Source organism: Vibrio sp. 10N.286.49.C3, assembly GCF_041469545.1.
Lineage (GTDB): Bacteria > Pseudomonadota > Gammaproteobacteria > Enterobacterales > Vibrionaceae > Vibrio > Vibrio tasmaniensis_A.
The window spans coordinates 56238-73068 of record NZ_JBFRKT010000025.1; the positions used below are offsets into that span (position 1 = coordinate 56238).

Genomic DNA, 16831 nt, shown 5'->3' on the forward strand with positions numbered 1-16831 from the left:
TACAGATAACCAACGAAAACGTTTGCTTTATTTCTTGAAGAGTTAATCAGAGGTGAGTAAACTCGCCTCCGTTTTATCACATAGCCAATAAGACTGCTTACAATGACTAAAAATATTCATGACCAACGTATTCTAATTCTGGACTTCGGTTCTCAATACACACAGCTAGTAGCTCGTCGTATTCGTGAGATCGGTGTTTACTGTGAACTTTGGAGCTGGGACGTAGAAGAAGCGGATATTCGTGAATTCAATCCAGACGGCATCATCCTATCTGGTGGCCCTGAAAGTGTAACGGAAGATAATTCTCCACGTGCACCTCAGTATGTATTTGATTCAGGTGTTCCTGTCTTCGGTATCTGCTACGGCATGCAAACGATGGCTGAGCAACTTGGCGGTAAAGTAGCAACGTCTACTGAGCGCGAGTTCGGCTACGCTGCTGTACAAGTGACGGGTGAATCTGCGCTTTTCGCTGACCTTGAGACAACTCAAGACGTTTGGATGAGCCACGGTGACAAAGTGGTTGAAATCCCTGCTGATTTCACAAAAATCGCAGAGACAGATACTTGCCCATACGCTGCAATGGCAAACGAAGAGAAGAAATACTACGGCGTTCAATTCCACCCAGAAGTAACGCACACTAAAAACGGCCTAAAAATGCTTGAGAACTTCGTTCTTAACGCGTGTGGTTGTGAAGGTCTGTGGACTTCAGCATCTATCATTGAAGATGCAGTTGCACGTATTAAAGAGCAAGTAGGTGACGACGAAGTTATCCTTGGTCTTTCTGGTGGTGTTGATTCATCAGTCGTAGCAATGCTTGCTCACCGCGCTATCGGCGACAAACTAACATGTGTATTTGTAGATAACGGCCTTCTTCGTTTAAACGAAGGTGAGCAGGTTATGGAGATGTTTGGTGACCAATTCGGCCTAAACATCATTAAAGTTGATGCGGAAGATCGTTTCCTTGACGCTCTGGAAGGCGAAGCTGAACCAGAAGCGAAGCGTAAGATCATCGGTCACGTATTCGTAGATATCTTCGACGAAGAGTCTAAGAAACTGAAGAATGCTAAATGGCTTGCTCAGGGTACTATCTACCCAGACGTAATCGAGTCTGCAGCATCTAAGACAGGTAAAGCACACGTAATCAAATCTCACCACAACGTTGGTGGTCTTCCTGATGATATGGAAATGGGCCTTGTTGAGCCTCTACGTGAGCTGTTTAAAGATGAAGTACGTAAGATCGGTCTAGAGCTTGGTCTTCCATACAACATGCTTTATCGCCACCCATTCCCAGGTCCTGGTCTAGGTGTTCGTGTACTTGGCGAAGTGAAGAAAGAGTACTGTGATTTACTGCGTCGTGCTGATGCTATCTTCATTGAAGAGCTTCACGCTGCTGATCTTTACCACAAAGTATCTCAAGCATTCACGGTATTCCTACCAGTGCGTTCAGTTGGCGTAATGGGCGATGGCCGTAAGTACGATTGGGTTGTATCTCTACGTGCCGTAGAAACTATCGACTTCATGACTGCTCACTGGGCACACCTACCATACGACTTCCTAGGTAAGGTATCTAACCGTATTATCAACGAAGTTAACGGCATTTCACGTGTTGTTTACGATATTTCTGGTAAGCCACCAGCAACTATCGAGTGGGAGTAATCTCTTAGAGATTTAACCAGTTTTGATTAAGATCTTAAGCCTCGAACTCAGTTCGGGGCTTTTTTCTTTCTGACTCAGGGTATTAAAAGCTTATAGCTGACAACTAGACACCAAATCAGTTGGAAACTAGATATCACCTCAAGAAACAATGAGACGTTTTGTTGTGTTGAAGGATACATAAAAGTGTCACTCGCACTTTTTATAAATTCACATGGTAACGACTAGCTCATTTCCCATGCGCCACATACTCTTTGATGGACTTATTAAGGACAGATAAGAGAATCCATCATGTTAAAAATCAAATATTTGGCGACAGTAGTTGGCTGCACTTTAGCAGCACACAGTTACGCGTCTTTGAACATTCAACCTGATCCGCAAAACCCGAATGGCTACCTTGTTGAAAAGTCGGCATTACAAGCTGCTGAACAAGCGAAAACATCCGATCCTATGTATGCGATCTGGTCACAAGCATTACAAACTCGTCCCAATAGTATTGTTGAAGCGATTGAGCCGGGTTTAACCTCGAATCCTGAAAACGTGAAACGAGTCGAGCGTGTATTCCCTCAATCTGAATGGGACTTCCTCACTCAGATGGCAGCACCAGAGTACACTTATACTCGCTTCTTACGCGCGATTGGAAAATTCCCAGCCTTCTGTGGAGAGTACACTGATGGTCGAGATTCAGACGCCATCTGTAAAAAATCCATCATCACGGCCTTTGCTCATTTCGCTCAAGAAACAGGTGGGCACATCGCAATAGATAACACCTCTGATAACCCATTAGCTCTAGAAGAGTGGCAGCAAGCGCTGGTGCATGTTCGTGAAATGGGTTGGTCTGAAGGCCAAGAGGGTTACACCACCGGTTGTGGCCAGAACGATTGGCAGAATGCACGATGGCCATGTGCGGCAGGTCAGGGTTATTTTGGACGTGGTGCTAAACAGCTTTCTTACCATTTTAACTACGGTGCGTTCTCGGAAGTGATGTTCGATGGTGATGCGACGGTTCTATTGAATAACCCAGGTTTGGTTGCTGATTCATGGTTGAACTTGGCTTCTGCTATCTGGTTCTTCCTTACACCTCAAGCTCCTAAACCAGCAATGCTGCACGTTATTGACCGCACTTGGACACCCTCTCAGCGTGAGTTGGATGCGGGAATTGGCTATGGGTTTGGTACCACAATCAACGTAATTAATGGTGGTATCGAGTGTGGTGAGCAGAACAAAGACAAAGGCCAACCAGTTAACCGAATTCGTTATTGGGAAGGGTTAGCTGCGCATTATCTGATCCCTGTAGAAGCGGATGAAGCCAATACATGCTGGCAGCAAACGCCTTACGGAAGCTTGAACTTGAATGGTGCGACTGATGTGTTGTACACCAACTGGGACGGTAACTGGAAATACTACGCAGACCGCCCAGAAGGATATTCATTTGAGTGTGAGCTTGTTGGTTTCCAAACCGCTTATTCAGCATTGGTGGCCGGAGATTACGAGAAGTGTGTGACCAATTTTTATGGATCACATGCGAGCTGGCCTGAAGTGAAAGTGGTCGATAAGCTTGATCCGGTTGACCCTGGTACTAACCCCGGAGGTAACGGTTGGAGTGCGAGTAAAGTTTACAATGCTGGCGACCAAGTCACTCACAACGGTGCGACTTACCAAGCTAAATGGTGGACTCAAGGGGATGATCCTGCCAATGGCGGCCCTTGGAAATCTGTAGCGGGTGAACCAACACCACCCGTAGTGACAGATCCATCGCCAGTTGTCCCTGCACCTGTCGATCCTGCTCCGGTAGACCCAACACCGGTTGAACCACCTGTGACTGAGCCGCCTGTCGTTGTTGATCCATCGGTGTTTGTCACATGGCAAGCGGGTGTTAGCCAAGTGAGCAATGGCGACAAGGTGACACATAATGGCAAGTGCTTCGTAGCTAAAAACGGTCCAGGTGTCTGGGAAAGCCCTGTTCAATCGAACTGGTTCTGGGATGAAATTAGCTGTAAATAATTAAACTAAGCAAGCCTCTGTTATAAGAGGCTTGCTTGTTCAGTGACAGTTATACGACACTTCCCTTACTTTCTATTACAGTAGTGCTTTCCATTTATCGATAAACTGTGTTCGTGAATAATTTGATTACAGGGCAATTAAAATGAAGTTAAAGCTATCTATTCTTGCGTTATTGGTAACTGGAGTTACTGGGTGTAACAGTACGCCGCAGTCAGGTCTCGAGCAAAGTTTGGGCTGGGGTAATTATGGCAGTTTGAGTTTTGAAACGAGCTCTGAAGGTATTGTTGCTCAGCGTTATCAAGTATTAAAAAGTCCTGTAGGCCAAATCACGTCTATAGAGGAACAAGGTAACCAAATTCATGTTATTCAAACACTTGAAGGCGCTTTAATTAAAGGTGTCGATAGTACAGGCATTATGAATTACGAAGGCTGTATGGAGTCTGTTGGGGAAGTTGATGCTGCTGTTAATGCATACCCGTCAATCGTTCAATTCTTATTAAAGCAAGCTGCGCCTCAAGGTCCTAATTCTGTATCAACATCATTACCTTTCACTGTCTCAGAGTCAGCCAATAACGCTCAAATTTACATTGGTGAAGCAACTTCTGTAGAAATTGAAGGTGAAAGCTATCCTATCGGTCCTATGATCGAACTTTCTGCGCCGTGGGGGGCATCTGGCCAAATCACATCTGTCGATGCGACAACCTTTGAATTTTCATATTTTACGACCAACGATGGCCACAAAGATACGGTTGATATCCGTGGTGCATGGAGCCAAAGTATGGGCCCAATGGATAAGTTTAACCAAGAACCTTCGGGAGAGTGGTTAGCGTGTGTAAAGCCCGAGGTTCAAGCGGTCTTGATGGAACAAAGCCCTAAACGAGTTGGCGAGATACTTGAAATCATCACGAAAGCCGAACTGGCGAACGATGCAATCTAAGATTGCGATTTAGCGATCTATCTTTTTATGCCGTTCGGATTAAAATTTGCGTACAAATTTTATTAACTTTTTTTAAAGGCGCGCAAAATGTCAACAAAACTGGCGAACCCGGCACCACTTGGCCTAATGGGTTTCGGTATGACTACTATACTTCTTAATATCCATAACGCAGGTTTCTTTCCAATCGATTCAATGATTCTTGCTATGGGTATTTTTTACGGTGGTCTAAGCCAAGTTATCGTGGGCACAATGTGTTTCAAACGTGGTGACACGTTCGGTACAACTGCGTTTACTTCTTACGGTCTATTCTGGTTATCTTTGGTTGGTTTAATCGTAATGCCTTACATGGGCCTACCAGCAAGTCCAGCAGCGTTTATGGGTTGGTACCTACTACTATGGGGCATCTTCACTGGCTTCATGTTCATTGGTTCTCTATGCTACCCAGTAGCGAAACAAGTAGTATTTGGTTCACTTACTATTTTGTTCTTCCTACTTGCCGCTCGTGATTTCACTGGCAGCGAACTGATCGGTACTATCGCTGGTTTTGAAGGTATCTTCTGTGGTGCGTCAGCTATCTACTTTGCAATGGCACAAGTAATCAACAACGAATATGGCCGCACAGTACTGCCAATCGGTGAGAAAAAAGCGCCTCAAATGGCAACACAAGAAATCGCAGCTTAACGCTCTAGCTTGGGAACAGTTAGTTTGTTATAAGCAGTCAGTTCGTTATAAGTAATGAGCTCGTTATAAACTGCGATTTTTATGAACAAAACAAAAGGGGTTAGCCGAAATGGCTAACCCCTTTTTTATGCGTTATTAATAGCGCGAGTTAAAGCGATCTATTTGCTAAGGTAAGCTTAAGCTGAAGGTTGCTCTACAGGTTTACTGTCTGCAACTTCAGATTCAGGAGACTTACCTGTTTTACGCTTGTACTTCTCTTCCCAGTAAGTTGCACCTTTAATGCCTAGTTTTACAGGGTTGAATGTGTACTCAGTCACACCTTGTTTCTGTTGTTCTTCGTAGTCTGCTAAAGCCTTAAGCGCAGGCTTAGACATGAAGAAGATGATCAGAATACCAACGATGTTTAACCATGCCATCAAACCAACACCCACATCACCCATTGCCCATGCAAGGTTTGCTGTTTTAACGGTGCCATAGAAAACGGCACTAATAAGAACAAGCTTAAGTACGAACATCATGCCAGGGATCTTGATGGTACGACGTAGGTAAGCAATATTCGTTTCTGCGATGTAGTAGTAAGCAAGAATCGTTGTAAATGCGAAGAAGAACAGAGCAAATGCGATGAATGGCTTGCCAATGCCTGGCAGTGCACTTTCAATAGCAAGCTGTGTAAATACGGGACCATTCGCACCGATGTTTGCTGCTAGGTTCTGAACAAGGAATACACCTTCAGCGCCGCCGTGAACGTTGTAGGCACCAGTGATGATGATCATGAACGCTGTAGCAGAACATACTAGAAGAGTATCAATGTAGATAGAGAACGCTTGAACCAAACCTTGCTGAGCTGGGTGATCAACACTTGCCGCGGCTGCCGCGTGAGGACCCGTACCTTGACCTGCTTCGTTTGAGTAAACACCACGTTTAACACCCCAACCGATTGCAGCACCAAAGCCTGCCATAGGAGTGAATGCATCCCCCAGAATCATTCCGAAAACAACAGGAACTTGGCTGATGTTTAGTAGGATGATAACGAATGCGATGATGATGTAAGCCAACGCCATGAATGGAACGACAATTTGTGTGAAGTTCGCGATACGTTTAACACCACCAAAGATGATGAAAGCAAGGATGATAGCAACAACAGTACCAGTGAAAATTTTAGCGAAACTGAATGTACCGATAGCTGTTTCAATCATATCACCTGAGCCAAACGCAGCTTCTACAGCATTACCTATACTGTTTGACTGAACACCTGGAAGCAAAATACCACATGCAAAAATAGTCGCGATAGCGAAGATCCATGCGTACCACTTCTGACCCATTGCTTTTTCAATGTAGTAAGCCGGACCACCACGGAACTGGCCTTCATCTTCTTCTTTATAGATTTGCGCCAGCGTAGATTCTGCGTAAGCAGTCGCCGCGCCAAAGAAAGCTACCACCCACATCCAGAATACTGCACCTGGGCCACCGAAACCGATAGCGGCAGCAACACCTGCAATGTTACCTGTACCTACACGGCCAGATAGCGAAACGGCAAGAGCTTGGAAAGACGAGATGCCTTTTGATGAGCTTTTACCCGAAAGTAGCAAGCGCCACATTTCAAAGAAGTGACGGATTTGAACAAATCGAGTCATGATGGAGTAGAACAAACCTGCACCTAAACATAGGTAGATAAGTACTGGGCTCCAGATTATTCCATTCAAAAAATCAACGAACGACTGCATGAGTATTTTCCCTGTTAGTTTTGCTTATGATTGTTTTTCGAACAACACAATACTTCACTTGTAACCCGAGTGTTAAATTATTTAACTGCGCATTAGGATTACTGTGACATAAAGCAAGTTATAGAGGGTGTTTGTTAATGCTTAGTGCTAATTCGATAATCGTTCTATTTAACTTGTTATGCAACAGGTTGTTTTGCCTGGTGTTTTGCAAAGTGAATAAATAGTGATTAATACAAAAGGGTGGGGAGGTGCGCAGAAGAAGGGTAGGTGTGCACAAGAGACTAAATTGCGTAAAACAGCGGTGAGAATTGCTTAGCATGAACGGCTGATATAGGAGTGGTGAGATGAATTTGATTGGAATATATCACCTGCATCGAGTGATCTCGCAGGCCTAAGAAACTGTGCCTTTGAAGGCTCGATAATTCTGGCCTTCATGTTTACTGAGTGAAAGTAGCTAGTTTGATGCCTGTTTCAAACAACCACGAACCCTCGCGCCTGTAATTCTTTAGCGAACTCAGACTGAGTATTTGGCTCACCGTGAATCAAATGCACCTCTTTTGGTGGAGTCGCGATGCCCTCTATAAATCGATTGAGATCCTCTTTATCGGCATGAGCAGAATAGCCAGACATGCCATGAATTTGAGCATTAACCTCAACGTCTTTGTTATCAATAGAAACCTGCATTTCGCCTTGTTGCAGCTCTCGTCCGAGCGTTCCGTGTGCTTGATAGCCCGCTAAAATCACATCCGTCCGTTTATCGGGAAGCAAAGCGGATAAGTAGTTCATTATCCTGCCGCCCTGACACATTCCAGAAGCTGCGACCACAATCGCGGGTTCACCTGTCGACTTGAGGCGGTTAACGATTTTCTTGTGCATTCTATGCCCATCAACAGTAATGCATTGCTCAAAAGCGAGTGGGTGACGTTTCACTTCAAGGCGCTGCTTTGCTTCTTGCCCCCATAACTCTTTAAAGCGTCGGTATGAACGCGTTACTTTCTCTGCCATAGGCGAATCGAGGATGATAGGAATATCGGCGCTGAGTTGATGCTCAAAGATCAAGTTTTCAATATCAAACAACAGTTCTTGTGTTCTGCCGATACTAAATGCCGGGATCAGGATGACGCCACCATCGAGTAACGAACGGTCAATAATTGCTTTGAGGCGTTCAGAGCGTGGAGCAATATCGTCGTGCGTGCTAGTGCCGTAAGTCGATTCGATAAACAGATAGTCGGCTTGTTGTGGTGGTTTTGGATCCGGCAGCAGTGGCGTGTTACTAGGGCCCAAGTCGCCTGAAAAGACCACTACCTCTTGGCTTGGTAACTTAATCTCTATATAGGCCGAACCTAAGATATGCCCTGCAGGTTGAAAACGAGCATACAGAGTATTTGGCCTATGATGATCCTTTCCGTTGTTTTGTTGTGTGGACGTGATGGGAAACCAATCCCCGTAAGGCTTGGGAGCTATCAACGAATGAATCTTTTTGAGTATCAGCTTTGATTGTTTATTGCTGAGCCCTTGCAGTTTTAAGCCATCTTCAATCATTAAAGGAGCGAGCTCTGCGGTGGCTTGCGTGCAATAAATTGGTTGGTTAAAGCCACTGGCAAGCAACCAAGGTAATCGACCAATATGATCAATGTGAGTATGAGTCAGCAGCAGAGCGTTAAGGTGAGACGTTTCAAATTCAATATCAAGAGGGCGGGTGTCTTCTCCTTGAAAAAGGCCACAATCGATGAGCACCGCTTGGCCTGAATCTCTTAGCTCGTGACAAGATCCAGTGACAGTATGTTTGCCACCATGGTGAATCACTTCCATCGTTTACTCCCATTACTCTATAAAGCCATTAACGCCTGTTTTTATTGTGCGGATAAGCGCCAGCAAGTAAAACAAGAACAATGAGAGTTGCGATCGTTGAGTGTCTTTTTAAGTAACTGAGCGATGACTCAGTGGGTTCGTTGCGAGTTAGCTCGTAGAAGAACGGTCTGAATCCAGCTCTGGATTTTGTTGAGCCTCTAAACGAGCCACTTCGGCATCAAGCTCTGCTATTTTCTCTGCCATGAGTGCGTGACAGCGATTGGCTAGCTCTCTCGCATCGCTGATCTTGTATCCAGATACATCGATAGGTTCAAGCATCTCGGTGATCACAATGCCATTATTAACTCGGTTGAGGTCAATCTTATTGTGTGTGGTGCTGGTACACATCGGGGTGATAGGTACGCCAGCTTCAATCGCCATTCGAAAAGCGCCCGTTTTGAATGGCAGTAGTCCACGCCCTTTACTGCGCGTTCCTTCAGGGTAAACCCAAACAGACAGATCTCGCTGATGAATGGCTTCTGCCACTTGCTTGATCGTATCGCGTGCTTTGGATTTATCTTCGCGGTTAATCATGATGTTACCTGTGATCCAATACAGCAGACCAAAGAAAGGCACATACAACAAATCGCGCTTGCCCAATGAAACAGTGCGAGGTCTTAGCATTCCTGGGTCGGTCACAAAGTCTAATATGCTTTGGTGGTTAGAGATGTAGACGCTTTTTTCTGACGTTGGCGCATTGTCTAGGCCGCGCTGCACCAGTTTTACACCGACGATCTTTTGTAGCTGGTTGAACCAACGACAGAAAACGTACACATGCTTGGGGTTCTTGGGGCTAAACAAGCAGTAAACAAAAGCACAGAGGGTGGTGAAAATAATAAACACCGTAGCCAAAATAATACGAAGAACAGCAAGCACAATTCACTCCTTACTCACCGCAAGATTGCAGTGATTAAATAGTTTTAGATGCTTGAAGTTTTCACTCTATTTAACCAAATTGCAACAATTAACTGTTATAGGTGGTAATTTTTAGATCTTTATATAAAACAAAGACTAACAATAGATGTTTGACACACTTATCGAGCTTACACGTGTTCACCAGTAATGGTTAATGATCACCAATATTGTTTATTTGGATCCGACTTTTCTATCCATTCAGGATCTTGACGCGACTCTAAATAGAGTTGTAGGCCGTTATAAGACATGAAAGCTGCTGGGCCTCCTAAGTGCTCGAAATAGTCAAAATAATCATCTTCGATCGCGCAAAGGTGAGCTAAATCTTTAACGTTATTCATCATTGCCCATTGAATAGCGAACACCGGAGCCGTCGAACCTGAAATGCTGACCTCTTCGACATTTGGGTTGAACAGTGAATTAGCTTGTTCAAGCAGTATTTCTTCTTGTTCAGACTCTTGCTGTAACACCTCTTCGATGATCTCTGAGCGTTTGGTATTAGAGACATTCTTATTCAGCTTGGCGATTCGAAGCGCGTAGCTAAAACGGTCTGTTGAAACGATGTCGACAAGTTGCGATAGCAGCTCTTTGTCTACGCCCGCAGCCTTGGTGAAATAATCGATACACGAATTGATTGAAGCATAACGAGTACCGTCAAATTCAAAGCCACTGGTTTCGTCGTAGACCTCGATTACAATGTCATCAACCGATAAAGGCCAACCTTTATAGTCGACTCGTTGCTTGGCGATTTGATACATCTTCCAAGCACTGCGCCCAAACCCGCCAAGCGTCGAGCCTGAAAAATCAGAATCAATAAGCTCTTGCTCCGTCCAATTTTCACCGATGCCTAGGTGCTTTGCGTACTTATCGATGAGTGCGTGTTTTATCTGATCGCGCACAGCCCAAATCGAAGTTAGATCTTTTGCATACCTAACACTCGCGCACTCCTTACAAGCTGGCAGTGCAATCGGTGAATAGTCTATCTTGGCAATAGCTTGTGCAGTCTTAGGGAATTCAACAACATCATTGGAAGGTTCACCACAAAACCAACAGGTGTGGCGCAGGTTGAATGGGATGTCTATGTACGAGTATGTGGTCATTAGTCTTTATCGGCTGGGGGTTTGAGGTTGGTTTAATTATCAAAACAATTATCCCTGTTCGCGCGTCAGCTTGCACCTTGTTTGTTTTTGTTTTGCTGACGAAACTGATTCGTGATGTGACTCGCCTGATGAGCTCATTAGGTGGATATTGATATAAAACAGTCACTAACGATAAATATTGATTGGTGTGGCTGAACTTACATGAGCTGCTAGCAATCGCCTTAGCTCCCCATTACTATTGAGATAGACTCCTTACCCCAATAGCGCATATGTCCTCATCGATTCCTTTTTACGATAAAAATGCTCACACACTTTGTGAACAGTACAACTCAGTGACGTTCGAGACGGTGCATAAAAGCTGGCAAGCTTATTGGCCTTTAGAGGGTGATAAAGTACTAGATGTTGGTGCAGGAAGTGGTCGTGATGCGCTATGGATGCACAAAGCCGGAGCTGATGTTATTGCGATAGAACCAAGTGCTTTATTACGTGAACAAGGCTCTAAATATACAAGCCCAAGTGTTACCTGGATTGATGATTCACTTCCCTCGCTTAGCCGCACTGAAAACCTCGGAATGCGTTTTGACTTGATATTGGTGAGCGCAGTATGGATGCATTTAGCCTCGTCTCATCGAGAGCGTGCATTTAGAAAATTGTCTAACTTGCTGGCTCCAAATGGCAAGTTGGTGATCACTCTGCGTCATGGGGAGTTTCAAGACAGTCGACAAGGTTATGAAGTCTCGATTGAAGAGCTCGAGCGTTTATCAAAAAACAGCGCCTTGTTGGTTCGTCATGTTGATGATAGCCAAGATACATTGAACCGCAGTGAAGTGTGGTGGCAAACCGTGGTGATGACATTGCCAGACGATGGCTCCGGTGATTTGAACAAGGTGCGCCACATTATTGTGAATGACAACAAGTCGGCCACATACAAGTTGGCTTTGTTGAGAACGTTACTGCGAATTGCGGATGCTCATTCAGGCGCTGTGATTGATCGAACTGATGGGAAAATTTCTCTACCAGTGGGCTTGGTCGCTCTGTATTGGGTAAGGCAGTTTAAGCGTTTGATTGATATCGACATAGAAGGCGTCGGGATTCAGCAAAATAGCAACACAATGAAGGGACTTGGGTTTGTAAAAGAGGATGGGTGGAATAAACTCAAACACTTAAGTGCTGATGATCTAGCGATAGGCGCTATGTTTCTCGGCGATGAAGCTAAGGCTCTACAAAAGCTATTTTCACAAACGATCAGTACCATTAAATCAGGACCTGTGACTTTCATTTATCAAGGCTCGAAAGACAACCGACTATTCGATATATACCCACCTCAGAAACGACGGAAGAGCCGAGAATCACTGGTCATTGATAGTGAGTTCTTAGAAAGCTTTGGCTATTTCACTCTCGATGAAAGCCTGTGGGAGTGCTTTAGAATCTACCACTCTTGGATTGAACCGCTGGTGGTGAATCAATGGGTCATGGAGATGCAGCGTTTCGAGTTGAACCGACAGCGAAGTATCTCACTACAGACGTATCACGACTGCTTGGTATGGATCGATCAAAACCACGATACTCGCGATGTGCGTAAACGTGTCGAACAACTTAGATCTGAACGTGCCGATATTGTCAGTGTCTGGAGTGGAAAATCATTAAAAAATGAGTATCACGTTGATCACTGCTTGCCTTTTGCTTATTGGCCGAATAACGACAAGTGGAACCTCTTTCCGACCACAAGCAAAGAGAACCTAAGCAAAAGTGACAAAGTTCCTACGGCTGAAAAACTTCGAGCGTCTAAATTTCGTATTCTCGAATGGTGGCAATTGGCGTGGAGCGATTCGGCTCATTTTGAACAACAATTCTTTTCTGAAGCAGCACTTTCTTTACCCAATATTCCACCACAGTGTCGAGACTTCGAAGAGGTGTTCGATGCAATGGGTTTACAGGTACGTGGCGTGAAAAGCAGACTGTTAATTAATGAGTGGCACTGATCATTAAGTGGCTAGTTATCCCAAATAGCCCTCAACAAACTAATCATCGAGAGCACAATGAAATACATCGGAATTGATGGCTGCAAGGCCGGTTGGATCGCTTGGATTATCTCTGACAGTGAGATACCTGCGTTTAAGGTGGAAAATACGCTCGATGAGTTGGTTGGTGATCTTACGGGATCAACAACATTAATCGATATGCCTATTGGCTTTAGCGATTCGCTTACTCCAGATAGATTATGCGATAAAGCAGCAAGACGTTTTCTCACCAGCAAGCGTGGTTCTTCCGTGTTTCCTGTTCCGTGCCGAGAGGCGGTTTATCAAACTGATTACATTGCGGCGTGCAGTGCCAATGTGGAGCAGCTTGATAAGAAATTTTCTAAACAGACTTGGGGAATTGTGCCCAAGATCCGCGAGCTTGATGAGCTCATTGAAACTCATCCCAATCTTTCTATCAGGGAATCACACCCTGAGGTGGTGTTTGCAGCTTTGAAAGGCGAACCGCTGATGTTTTCCAAACGAACACAAGAAGGCAAAGAGGAACGGCTTTCTATTATTCAGCAACTTGCCCCTCAATGGTGTGACGGCTTGTCGTTGGCCATTTCAACCACCAAGCGTAAAGACGTCGCGATAGATGATATTTACGATGCTTTTGTACTTATGTTGGTTGCCTATTACGCTCCGCAATTATCGACCTTACCTGAACTTTCTGATGTTGGTGGAGAAGCTGACAAGGATCAGAACGGACGAGTTAGAGAGATTGTCTATTGGAATAAAGCGCGCTAACAAATCGTGCGCTCAACTTGGCTTAATATGCTATTTTCCAACTTCTGCTATTTTCCAACTCTGCTACTTTTCACTCTTAATATTTTTGAGTCTTTGATATGAAACGTTTTATTGTCGGCTGGCTGGCCACTGTGCTCAGTGTTGCGAGTTATGCCCAAGTTGCCCCTATATTTCAATGGCAATGCGACATGATGAAAAAGAACAATGTCTTGAGTAGTGGTGCGCCTGTTGGTTGTGAGCGACTATCTAAGGTGGATTTCGATTTCATTAATTTCAAAGGGGAGACGCAACAGGGCAATATGATCGTGCTTGATGTTATTGCGCCAGCTCTTGAACAAATCTTTTCAGAGCTTAAACAGCGCAATTTTCCTCTTCATTCCGCTCGCCTAATGCGTGAGTTTAAAGGTGACGATAGCGCCTCAATGGACGCGAACAACAGTAGCGCGTTTAACGCTCGTCCTATTACCGGCGGAGGAGGTTGGTCGAAACATGCCTATGGTGTGGCAATCGACATCAACCCAGTTCAAAATCCTTTCTTAGAGTTCGATAAAAACGGAACCATCACGGTCAAGCCATCACAATCGGCAACCCGCTATGTGAACCGTACTCGCTTTCGCGCGCGTGATGAAATTGAACGCCGAGGCATGGCAGAAGATGTGGTGGAGCTGTTTGCTCATCATGGCTTTATTATCTGGGGAGGGGATTGGAATAGCCCAATCGATACTCAGCATTTTGAGGTCGGCTCAAGAAAGTTCGTCAATCAACTGCTCTCTAAACCCAAACCTGAAGCCAAAGTGTTATTTGAGCGCTACGTCGAATCTTATCGACAGTGCTATCTCAAAAATAAAGGTGAGAACGCAGAAAAAGCTCGAGCTATCTGTGCAAAGAAAACAGTCGGGACTTTTTAGTGCTATGTTTATCTAGAACCGTTTGTGTTTTAGCAAGTTAAACTCGCTTCAGGTGTGTTTTGAATAGCTAAGGTCAGCGCTTGTCGTTGGCCTTTTTTGTATTCATTTCTCCAATGTAACACTGAGTATTGAACAGGTTGTTGGGTATCCATTAGTCAATAATCGATAAGCTAATGCAGCGCAAAGTCATCGGTTTGTCATCGAAAAACTCATAGCGTTAACGTTATGTGAGAACCATTGCTGGTGGGGGAACTATTTGCCGAATCGCCAGTATTATTAGTGAACTGATCACAACGGACCAACTAATGAAAAAGATACCTTTGGCTCTAACTCTTTTAAGCACTCTACTTTTTACACAATATTCTTTGGCTACAGACACTTCACACACCACTCAAAACCCGACTTACGAACTCGATGGTAAGTCGGTATTAGGTCGTACTGAGAACGTGTACCTATCTAGCGTTCAAGGGCTAAAAGACGTTCCTTTCATTGGTAAAATTGATACCGGTGCGGAAACCACTTCTATGCATGCGGAAGACATTCATGTGAAGAGCTCTAATCCCGATTACCAAAATCTCAAAGACAAAGAGTTGATGGCGGCGTTAACCGAAGACCTGTTGAACAATTCTGATGTTGATTACGATGATTGGGATGGCAGCACCTTTGCGAAATATGAAGCTGTGGTCTCTTTCAAGGTTCAAAACCCACGTACGGGTGACATGGTATTAATCGAAGCACCTTTAGAGCGTGTCAGCATAATACGCAGCCGCACCAGCAGCACGCCTTTGCTTCGCCCTACGGTTAAGATGTCGCTGACTATTGCGGACCATGAATTAAAAACAGACGTTAACCTGACGGACAGAAGTCACTTCTCTGCGCCAGTGCTGATCGGCAAAACCTTTCTTGCTGACAACGCCTTAGTGTTTGCTGGTTACGACTATTTGCAAGAGCAGGAAAACGCGACGGTTGTTGGCCGTAAAGAGGTGGTGTCTATCTCCGGAATGGCGATGAACGCGACCTTCTCCTTAAAGAATCGCTACAGTATTCTTCATGCAAAAGACATCGACGTAGATAAGAAGAACAGTGAAGTGACGTTTGATATGTTCGACAACGATGGCAAACAGAAAGAGATGACACTGCCATTAGTTCGTATGTTAAGCGTGAGTGGTAAAAAGAGACCTCTGGTATATGTACCAGTCCAACTCGATGAAAACACAACCAAAGACGTTCTGGTGTACCTACGTGACCGCTCGAGTAGCGTGTCACAGTTGAGATTTGGTACAAGCACCGCAAGCGAACTTTTCATGATTGATACCAACGCTGAAAATATTCTTTCTGAAGGATCTGAGAATTTCAGCGAGGTCGCGAAAAAGACTGAGCCACTGATTATCTCACCGGAAGAAGATATCACATTAGATGGTTTTCCTATGAAGGCTGTTGCTTCATTTACTGTCAACACGCCTTTGCTGAAGGTCGACAGTTTTGAAATGACAGGTAAAGGCAAAGAGGCTTCTGTTGAATTTTATCTTACAGATGTAAATGGTGAGAAGCAGAAGATAACAAAGTCAATTATTAAGAAGCTTAAGGTCGGTGATGATACTCGTCCGGTTGTAAGTGGTGAGTTTTTGGGCGCTGGTAAAGTTCGCCAACAAGAGTTTGCTATCGATGTACTTAACAGTAATGAGAAAGAGGCCTACTTTGTTTTAGGTAAGAAGATGGCGAAAGATGGGGTATATGTGAATACTCGATCTGATTATCTTTTGAAATCGGAGCCTTTGTTTAAAGTCGGGCACATCGAGGTTGTTGAAGTCAACGGCATGACATTCCCTGCCAAGTTGGATACAGGCGCAGATGTAAGTTCAATGAACGCAGTCAACATCAAACGATTTAAGAAAGACGGCCAAGACATGGTGAGCTTTACCTATCAAAACAACCAAGGCGATAAGCAAGACTTCACTAAGCCTGTGATTGATGTAATGCGCATTAAAGCTAAGAAAGGCGAGAAGGTGAACATTCGCCCAGTGGTAGAAATGAAGGTGAAGTTGGGTGACCTAGAGAAAGAGGTGAGGGTAAACCTTCAAGATCGCTCTCGCTTTGAATACAGCATGATCCTAGGTAAGAACTTCTTAAAGCACGGCGCAGTAGTGAGTAGCGATGAAGATTACTTACTGGGCGATATGGAGTAACACCTAAATTTATCTAATTTCTATCGGTTCAACTTCCTCATCAGTAACTGAACTGGCTGCGTTAATTATCAAGTAGAAAGCACAAAGAGCTTTTGCTCTTTGTGCTT

Annotated in this window: 12 protein-coding genes; 8 read left to right on the forward strand and 4 right to left on the reverse strand. The window is 44.5% G+C overall.

Translation table 11 applies throughout. The annotated features are described in order from the left end of the window. The first annotated feature begins 102 nt into the window (after positions 1 to 102). The 4 genes from guaA (at position 103) to AB4180_RS12045 (ending at position 5275) form a co-directional block, all read left to right on the forward strand. Positions 103 to 1656, forward strand: coding sequence for a glutamine-hydrolyzing GMP synthase (guaA, locus tag AB4180_RS12030; protein ID WP_017098065.1), 1554 nt, complete (start codon positions 103 to 105; stop codon positions 1654 to 1656). A gap of 288 nt (positions 1657 to 1944) precedes the next feature. Further along, positions 1945 to 3657 (forward strand): chitinase, encoded by a 1713-nt coding sequence (locus tag AB4180_RS12035; RefSeq protein ID WP_102249566.1) that lies wholly within the window; start codon positions 1945 to 1947, stop codon positions 3655 to 3657. Positions 3658 to 3799: 142 nt separating this feature from the next. Then, entirely contained in the window at positions 3800 to 4594 is a 795-nt protein-coding gene (locus AB4180_RS12040) for a hypothetical protein (protein WP_017098063.1), read from the forward strand. An 87-nt stretch (positions 4595 to 4681) separates the two neighbouring features. Next, positions 4682 to 5275 carry an acetate uptake transporter gene (locus AB4180_RS12045; RefSeq protein ID WP_010440610.1) on the forward strand — a complete coding sequence of 198 codons (594 nt, stop codon included), beginning with the start codon at positions 4682 to 4684 and terminating at the stop codon, positions 5273 to 5275. A 176-nt stretch (positions 5276 to 5451) separates the two neighbouring features. Here AB4180_RS12045 and AB4180_RS12050 read toward each other — a convergent pair whose 3' ends face one another. The 4 genes from AB4180_RS12050 to AB4180_RS12065 all read right to left on the reverse strand — a co-directional run bounded on the left by AB4180_RS12050 (position 5452) and on the right by AB4180_RS12065 (position 10862). After that, positions 5452 to 6999 carry a sodium:alanine symporter family protein gene (locus tag AB4180_RS12050; protein WP_009848307.1) on the reverse strand — a complete coding sequence of 516 codons (1548 nt, stop codon included), beginning with the start codon at positions 6997 to 6999 and terminating at the stop codon, positions 5452 to 5454. Between the two features lie 471 nt (positions 7000 to 7470). Further along, complete coding sequence (locus tag AB4180_RS12055; RefSeq protein WP_102249567.1) at positions 7471 to 8811, reverse strand: MBL fold metallo-hydrolase; 1341 nt, start codon at positions 8809 to 8811, stop codon at positions 7471 to 7473. Between the two features lie 147 nt (positions 8812 to 8958). Beyond that, positions 8959 to 9726, reverse strand: coding sequence for a 1-acylglycerol-3-phosphate O-acyltransferase (locus tag AB4180_RS12060; protein WP_102249568.1), 768 nt, complete (start codon positions 9724 to 9726; stop codon positions 8959 to 8961). Positions 9727 to 9923: 197 nt separating this feature from the next. Beyond that, positions 9924 to 10862 carry a hypothetical protein gene (locus AB4180_RS12065; protein ID WP_102249569.1) on the reverse strand — a complete coding sequence of 313 codons (939 nt, stop codon included), beginning with the start codon at positions 10860 to 10862 and terminating at the stop codon, positions 9924 to 9926. Between the two features lie 269 nt (positions 10863 to 11131). On the opposite strand from AB4180_RS12065, the gene AB4180_RS12070 reads away from it, so the two are divergent. The 4 genes from AB4180_RS12070 (at position 11132) to AB4180_RS12085 (ending at position 16724) form a co-directional block, all read left to right on the forward strand. Then, the gene (locus AB4180_RS12070; protein WP_102249570.1) at positions 11132 to 12844 is read left to right on the forward strand and encodes a bifunctional 2-polyprenyl-6-hydroxyphenol methylase/3-demethylubiquinol 3-O-methyltransferase UbiG; all 1713 of its coding nucleotides are present in this window, start codon (positions 11132 to 11134) and stop codon (positions 12842 to 12844) included. A 57-nt stretch (positions 12845 to 12901) separates the two neighbouring features. Further along, the gene (locus tag AB4180_RS12075; protein ID WP_102249571.1) at positions 12902 to 13630 is read left to right on the forward strand and encodes a DUF429 domain-containing protein; all 729 of its coding nucleotides are present in this window, start codon (positions 12902 to 12904) and stop codon (positions 13628 to 13630) included. Positions 13631 to 13728: 98 nt separating this feature from the next. Beyond that, positions 13729 to 14538 (forward strand): M15 family metallopeptidase, encoded by an 810-nt coding sequence (locus tag AB4180_RS12080; RefSeq protein WP_102249572.1) that lies wholly within the window; start codon positions 13729 to 13731, stop codon positions 14536 to 14538. Between the two features lie 305 nt (positions 14539 to 14843). Then, positions 14844 to 16724: a RimK/LysX family protein gene (locus AB4180_RS12085; protein WP_102249573.1), complete on the forward strand. Its 1881-nt coding sequence runs from the start codon at positions 14844 to 14846 to the stop codon at positions 16722 to 16724. The last annotated feature ends 107 nt before the right edge of the window (positions 16725 to 16831 follow it).

Excerpts from the sequence above, each read along its gene's own strand:
- AB4180_RS12040 (WP_017098063.1), top strand. The coding sequence starts at position 3,800 with ATGAAGTTAAAGCTATCTATTCTTGCGTTATTGGTAACTGGAGTTACT.
- AB4180_RS12050 (WP_009848307.1), bottom strand. The coding sequence starts at position 6,999 with ATGCAGTCGTTCGTTGATTTTTTGAATGGAATAATCTGGAGCCCAGTA.
- AB4180_RS12035 (WP_102249566.1), top strand. The coding sequence starts at position 1,945 with ATGTTAAAAATCAAATATTTGGCGACAGTAGTTGGCTGCACTTTAGCA.
- AB4180_RS12045 (WP_010440610.1), top strand. The coding sequence starts at position 4,682 with ATGTCAACAAAACTGGCGAACCCGGCACCACTTGGCCTAATGGGTTTC.
- AB4180_RS12075 (WP_102249571.1), top strand. The coding sequence starts at position 12,902 with ATGAAATACATCGGAATTGATGGCTGCAAGGCCGGTTGGATCGCTTGG.
- AB4180_RS12055 (WP_102249567.1), bottom strand. The coding sequence starts at position 8,811 with ATGGAAGTGATTCACCATGGTGGCAAACATACTGTCACTGGATCTTGT.
- AB4180_RS12065 (WP_102249569.1), bottom strand. The coding sequence starts at position 10,862 with ATGACCACATACTCGTACATAGACATCCCATTCAACCTGCGCCACACC.
- AB4180_RS12085 (WP_102249573.1), top strand. The coding sequence starts at position 14,844 with ATGAAAAAGATACCTTTGGCTCTAACTCTTTTAAGCACTCTACTTTTT.
- AB4180_RS12070 (WP_102249570.1), top strand. The coding sequence starts at position 11,132 with ATGTCCTCATCGATTCCTTTTTACGATAAAAATGCTCACACACTTTGT.
- AB4180_RS12080 (WP_102249572.1), top strand. The coding sequence starts at position 13,729 with ATGAAACGTTTTATTGTCGGCTGGCTGGCCACTGTGCTCAGTGTTGCG.
- guaA (WP_017098065.1), top strand. The coding sequence starts at position 103 with ATGACTAAAAATATTCATGACCAACGTATTCTAATTCTGGACTTCGGT.